Raw genomic sequence first — 3,331 nt, 5'->3', positions numbered from 1 at the left:
ACCTACCCCACTGCACGTTCAAGGTTGCTGTGCTTTGCACAGATTTATAGTAGTCCGCAGAGCGAATTTTCGTCTGCAAATTTAAATTTAAAAAGGATAAAAATGATAAAAAGTTATGTTTTAGGTTTTCCAAGAATCGGAGAAAAAAGAGAGTTGAAGCGCGCATTAGAGGGCTTTTGGGCTGCTAAAGAGGGCTTTAGCGAAGAGAATTTGCAAGAGACTGCAAAGACGCTTCGCCAAAGACACTGGAAATACCAACAAGACGCTGGTATTTCAGCTATTAGCGTTAATGATTTTTCATTTTACGATCTAATGCTTGATAACATCATCGCTTTTGGCGCTACGCCTCCAAGATTTGCAAATTTAAGCGGCTCAGAGCAATATTTTGCTTGCTCAAGAGGCAACAAAAATGGCGTTGCGATGGAGATGACAAAATGGTTTAACACAAACTACCACTACATCGTGCCAGAGCTTAGCAGCGAGAGCAAATTTAGCCTAAAAGCAGACAAAATTTTAAATGAGTACAAAGAGGCGAAAGCTAACGGCGTAAAAGGCAAGGTAAATTTGATCGGCCCTATCACATTTTTAGCTCTTTCAAAGACGACTGACGGCAGCTGCCCATTTAAGCACCTTGACGCTCTTGTAGGCGAGTATAAAAAGCTACTTGAACAAATTTCTAAGCTTGATGATGAAATTTTAGTGCAGTTTGACGAGCCAATCTTTGTAACAGACAAAAATGAAAGCGACCTTTTGCCACTTATCACAAAGGTCTATAACGAGCTAACAGGCGTTGCTAGCAACATCAAGATCGTGTTTGCGACATATTTTGAGCATGCGATCAAGGCGGTTAGCGAAGTGGCTAAAACTAAAATTTACGGCATCGCGCTTGACTTCATCCACGGCAAGAGAAATTTTGAAGCACTTGAGGCTATTAAAAATAGCCATTTAACGCTATTTGCAGGCGTGATCGATGGTAGAAATATCTGGAAAAGTAACATCGATGAAAAAGTAAAACTTGTTCGTGAAATTTCAGAAAAAATAGGCGGCAAAGACTTTTATATCGGCACTTCATGCTCACTTCTTCACGTGCCATACACTCTAAAATATGAAGAGAATTTAAACCCAGAGATCAAAAGCTGGCTAAGCTTTGCGGTTGAGAAGCTTGATGAGATCAAGATCATCACAAAACTAGCAAATGGTGAAAAGCTTGATGAGAGCGAAACAAAAATTTACGAAGAGAACAAAAATGCAGTTAAAACTCGCGCCACTTCAAAGCTCATCCACTCTGAAAGCGTTCAAAATCGCGTTAAAAATTTAAGCAAATTTGAACGTGACGAGAAATTTGAAGATCGCATCAAAATCCAACGCGAAACGCTAAAATACGGCATCTTGCCTACAACAACGATAGGCAGCTTCCCTCAAACAGTTGATCTTCGTGTACTTCGCCAAAATTTCAAAAAAGGTGAGATCGACGCGGCTGCTTATGAAGCTGGTATCAAAAGATATATTGATCACTGCGTGAAATTTCAAGAAGATATCGGCCTAGATGTGCTAGTACACGGTGAGCCAGAGAGAAACGACATGGTCGAGTACTTTGGTGAGCAGATCAGCGGATACGCATTTAGCCAAAATGGCTGGGTACAAAGCTACGGCAGCCGCTGCGTCAAGCCACCACTTCTCTTTGGTGATGTAAGCCGCCCAGAGCCGATGACTGTTAAGTGGATGAAATATGCTCAAAGCATCACAAAACACGTAATGAAGGGCATGCTAACAGGTCCTGTGACTATGCTAAACTGGAGCTTTGTGCGTGATGATCTTCCAAGAAGCGAGGTAGCAAAACAGCTTGCTCTTTGTATCTATGACGAGATCGCAGACCTTCAAAATGCGGGCATCAGAGTGATCCAAGTCGATGAGGCAGCGTTTAAAGAGGGCTACCCGTTAAGAGCTGAAAACATCCCAGCTTATGAGAAATTTGCGGTTGATTGCTTCAAGCTTTCAGTGAGCTCAGCCGAGGCAAAAACTCAGATCCATACACATATGTGCTACTCTGAATTTAACGATATTATTAAGACCATCGAAGCTATGGACGCTGATGTCATCAGCATCGAGACTGCAAGAAGTGGCAACGAGCTACTTAAAATTTTCAAAGCCGTTGGCTACAAACAAGAGGTCGGACCTGGCGTTTACGACATCCACAGCCCACGTGTGCCAAGCGTCGAGGAGATCGTCGCTCAGATCAAAGCTCTGCTTGAAGTATTACCAAAAGAGCAGCTCTGGATCAACCCGGACTGCGGCCTAAAAACGCGCAAATGGGAAGAGGTCGAGCCAAGCCTTAAAAACATGGTAGAAGCCGTCAAAATCGTAAGAGGTCTATAATACAAATTTTAGCGTCTAGCAAGCCTAGGCGCTAAACTCCGTTTAAATTTCAAAAAAAGTTAGAAAATGTTAAAAGATAAGATCATAAACAATGAAAGTGGCATAGTGCTTTATGGCCTAACGCCTCCAAAGGCTGAATTTGACGAGGTGAAGCTTAAAGAGATCGCTGCAAAATGGGACAAGAGGATTACAGATGTGCAGGCTGATGGCTTGGTGCTTTACGAGATCCAAGATGAAAGTAGCCGTATAAAAAGCGAGCGAACTTTTGAATTTAGCGATACATTAAGCCCTGAAATTTACTACTCAAAATACCTAAATTTAAAGACACCAAGCATCTTTTATAGGGTCGCGAACAAATATAATGAGAGTGAGTTTAGAGCAAATTTAGCCAAAAGTAGTAGCGATATAAATGTTTTTGTTGGCGTTGCTTCTGGCAAGGTAGAGCCTAAAATGAGCTTAGAGCGTGCTTATGAGATCGCTAGAGATGAGTTTAAAGAGCTTGTAGTGGGCGGTGTTTGCATAGCTGAGAGGCATGCTAAAAAAGGCGATGAAGAGCAAAGGATGAGCCAAAAGGCCAAAATGGGGGCGAAATTTTTTATCTCGCAGGCAGTTTTTGATATAAATTTGGCTAAAAATTTACTAGAAAGCGTGGCAAAAAGCGGGTTAAATTTGCCTATTATTTTGACATTTACGACTTGTGGCACGCCAAAAACGCTAGAGTTTATCAAGTGGCTTGGCATAAGCGTTGATGAAAAGAGCGAGAAAAGGATGCTTCAGAGTAATAATTTTTTAGCCACGGCATCGCAAATTTGCCTTGAAAATTTCGCAGAGCTTTATGAATTTGCTAAAAAGCTTGGCATAAATGTTGGTGTCAATATAGAGAGCGTAATGGCAAAAAGAGCTGAGATAGAAGCGAGCCTAGAGCTAACGCATAAGATGAGAGAGATGTTTTGAT

At 41.7% G+C, this 3,331-nt stretch carries 2 protein-coding genes; both read left to right on the top strand.

All coding sequences use genetic code 11. From position 1 onward, the window contains the following. Positions 1–102: 102 nt before the first annotated feature. Positions 103–2,376, top strand: a complete 2,274-nt coding sequence (gene metE / locus CYP54_RS00030) for a 5-methyltetrahydropteroyltriglutamate--homocysteine S-methyltransferase (protein WP_103603703.1) — start codon at positions 103–105, stop codon at positions 2,374–2,376. Positions 2,377–2,442: 66 nt separating this feature from the next. Beyond that, a complete protein-coding gene (locus tag CYP54_RS00025) occupies positions 2,443–3,330 on the top strand; it encodes a DNA-binding protein (RefSeq protein ID WP_103603702.1) in 888 nt (295 codons plus the stop codon). The last annotated feature ends 1 nt before the right edge of the window (position 3,331 follow it).

This window comes from Campylobacter concisus, from assembly GCF_002914005.1.
Taxonomy (GTDB): Bacteria; Campylobacterota; Campylobacteria; order Campylobacterales; family Campylobacteraceae; genus Campylobacter_A; species Campylobacter_A concisus_N.
The sequence above is the reverse complement of the archived record's forward strand: the minus strand, read 5'-3'. Positions and strand labels throughout refer to the sequence as shown.

What these genes read in the sequence shown, in the direction of transcription:
- metE (WP_103603703.1), top strand. Translation starts at nt 103, where the DNA reads ATGATAAAAAGTTATGTTTTAGGTTTTCCAAGAATCGGAGAAAAAAGA.
- CYP54_RS00025 (WP_103603702.1), top strand. Translation starts at nt 2,443, where the DNA reads ATGTTAAAAGATAAGATCATAAACAATGAAAGTGGCATAGTGCTTTAT.